The organism is Gordonia sp. 852002-10350_SCH5691597, from assembly GCF_001665715.1.
GTDB lineage: Bacteria > Actinomycetota > Actinomycetes > Mycobacteriales > Mycobacteriaceae > Gordonia > Gordonia sputi.
The window spans coordinates 1-3,044 of the sequence record NZ_LZMO01000301.1 but is presented as its reverse complement, the minus strand read 5'-3'; the positions used below and the strand labels follow the sequence as shown (position 1 = coordinate 3,044).

Sequence of the window (3,044 nt, the reverse complement as noted above, 5' to 3'; positions counted from 1 at the left end):
GTGCGCCCAACCGTTGCGCCGCTATCGATCCGCTTACCAACGACGTCGGCGTTGAGCACCACCTGCCCTGTTGCCTCCGCCATCGAACCGATACTGAACACCAGCAGCGGAATGGTCGCGAGGATGTCGAAATGCGGTGTGCCGAAGGGAAACACCGACGGTACCTGGATCGCCTGATGCCCTGCGTCGAGATGGAGATGCCCGGTCAGAGCGCTGACAGCCGTCCCGACCGCCATACCCGCGAGCACAGAGATCCGATTCAGCGGTGCGGGAAGAAGCCTGTGCAGCACAACGATCGACGCCACGGTGACCGCGGCCAAGCCGACTGCCCACATCGGCGCGGTGGTGCCCTTGGCTCCGACGATGAGTCCGCCGGAGACCTTCACCAGGTTGATGCCGATCACCACGATCATCGCCGCGATCACCACCGGAGGAACAAAGCGCACCACGCGACCGGCGAAGGGCGACAACGCGATTCCCACCAGCCCCGTGACGATGACCGCACCGGTCGCCGTGGCCGCTCCCGAGGTATGTGCGATCTGCAGGAACAACACCACCGCAGCGCCACCGGGCAGCATCACGAACGGAAGTCGAGCGCCGAGTCCGAGCCACCCCATCGACTGCAGCAGCGTTCCGACTCCGCAGGCCAGCAACGTCGCGCACAGCAACGCGCGTGTGGTCGACGCGTCGAGTTCCAATGTCGCACTGATCAGAAACACCGACGAGATCGGCGTCGCGATCATCACCAGCAGATGCTGGATCGACATCGGGACGAGCTGTCGCCACTGAGGTCTGGTGTCGACGGGATGCGTATCACTTTCCGAGACGGGGATGTCTGCGGTTTGTTCCTGCTGCAGCGCAGGCGAATTCGACGGCGTCATCCCCGCACATGATCCCGCGACGCCCGAATCGTCGACAGCCCTGTCAGATGTGGTCATGACAGCAATCCCCATGATTCGACCTGGGCATCGGAGTAGCGGTAAGCGCGGAAGATTGCATTACTCGACGCGGGGAAACGAGCAGCCGTGTCGGGATCGGCGTAGGTGGAGAAGTGGGGAACGACGTACTCCCAGCACATCTGCTTGTCGGACGTCACCTCAAAGATCCGTCCGAACGCCGCCTCCGTGACGAGAGTATTTCCGTTCCAGAGTCGTTGCGCCCCACCCATATATGGCGTGAAGAAGGCCTCACGAATCTGGTCCGTGTAGCTCCACAGGATCTGCTTGGTCTCGGGGTCGACCTCGATCACGCGACTATAGGTGACCGACTCGCCGGTACGGAAGGTGCCGTTGTCGAAGATGAGCAGAGTGCCGTTCGGCAGCGGTGTCACATGATGCTGTTGCGCAACAACACTCGAATCCAGCTGCCAGACAACGTCTCCGGTGGGCTTGTCGATGACGATCACCGCCGACACACTGCGGAGACTCGCCACCACCTTGTCGTCGCCGAGCGGTGCGACACTGTTGATGAGCGGCCAATGCTCACGCCAATAGTGCGGCTGGAGCGGGAAGGTCGTCACGTCGAGATGCTCGAATGCTCGCCACTGCCACAGAGGTCGCCCCTGCGCGTCGACGTGATTGATGACATCGGCATAGACGACGTCGCCCTTGTCGCCACCGAGCGCCTCGGTACCGGGAAATCCGCCGCGCACGGCGCGCGCACGGTTGCCGGTTAACGGCTCGACCGAGGCGTAAAGGATGCTGCCGTCGTCGAGGTGGTTGGCATCGTGGTGTTGCAGCGCGTCAACGTGCTCGCTGAGCAGGTTTCCCGATGCGTCATAGCGCGCCATCGAACCCCCGCCGTACTTGCGCCACATGTCGAAGAGCGGTTCGACGCCCGATTCAGCGCCGACGAGGCTTCCGTTGTAGGCCAACGAGCCGTCGTCGAGTAGTCGTGCGTGTCGCCCCGGGCGGTAGGGCAGGTCCCACCGGTGCGCCTCGTTGCCCTCGGCATCAACCAAGTACACCTGCCCCGAGCGGTTCAGCGGCGCGTACAGCGTGTAGCCACCGGCCGAAACTGCAGGATCGACGCCGATGAGGCCGACACCTCGTCGTTTGAGCGTGTTCTGTTCCAACTGAGTCTCCTAGAATCGATCTGACCAAAGGTTCAGTACCGAAGAGTTGATACTGAATATTCAGTACTGAATATTCAGTCACAGTAGGAGAGTTGGCCAGAGTTCTGGTCACGCTGGCGTTAACTCTGGATTCCCGTTCGGAGCAGCGTCGTTTACATGGGGTCGCGCGGCGACACTTAACGGCGAGAGGACTACCGGTGACCACCGGACTGACACGCGGCAAGACCCTCGATTCCGCACAACTCGGCGGCGTGATCCGCGCCGCCCGACTGGAGAAGGGGCTGACGCTGGCGCAGATGTCCGAACAGACCGGGCTGTCCGCGTCGTTCCTCAGTCAACTCGAGAACGGCCGCACCAACACCAGCCTCCGGTCGCTGCAAACCGTCGCAGATGCCCTCGACACCACAGCGACGGTGCTCCTTGCCGATGCCGACACCGGCGCCGATCCCGTGGCCAGAGCCGACGACGAACTGCTCACCCTCTCCGACAAACCAGACGCCCAGGTGCGTTCACTGGTGCGGGGCAAGAAGGCGCTGCGGGGACTGGAATTCACCGGTTCGGCACACGATGACAGAGAGTTCACCCACGCCCACGACGAGATCATGTACGTGATCGATGGGAGTGCGCACGCCACACTCAGCAGCGCTGACGGCGATCGGGAGGAGACACTCCGTGCCGGCGACTCGCTCTACATCGACGCCGGCGTACCCCACCGCTGGAGGGCGCTGTCAGACGACACGCGTGTTCTGCTGTTCAGCGTCGCCGACGACATGGTCATCCGACGATCGAGCCGGCGCGACCGCGAAAAGTAGCGCCTTCATCCCGGGTCCAACGAGCCGGAGCCGCACACCAGCTGGCCTAAGAGCCAGCGGCTCGACGCGCAGCTACCTCATCTGTGCACAACTACCTTCCGCACCGGCTCGTCGTCTCATTGAATTACGCCGGCTAACGATTTTCGACGCCGCGACGA

At 62.9% G+C, this 3,044-nt stretch carries 3 protein-coding genes; 1 reads left to right on the top strand and 2 read right to left on the bottom strand.

All coding sequences use genetic code 11. The features are described from left to right. A partial coding sequence (locus tag A5777_RS23130; protein ID WP_331710618.1) for a solute carrier family 23 protein occupies nt 1–938 on the bottom strand: 938 nt, incomplete at its 3' end. After that, entirely contained in the window at nt 935–2,074 is a 1,140-nt protein-coding gene (locus A5777_RS23125; RefSeq protein ID WP_064865052.1) for an aryl-sulfate sulfotransferase, read from the bottom strand. The genes A5777_RS23125 and A5777_RS23130, both read right to left, overlap by 4 nt. Nucleotides 2,075–2,271: 197 nt before the next feature. Between A5777_RS23125 and A5777_RS23120 the strand changes: the two genes are divergently transcribed. Then, nucleotides 2,272–2,886, top strand: a complete 615-nt coding sequence (locus A5777_RS23120; protein WP_156529471.1) for a helix-turn-helix domain-containing protein — start codon at nt 2,272–2,274, stop codon at nt 2,884–2,886. The last annotated feature ends 158 nt before the right edge of the window (nt 2,887–3,044 follow it).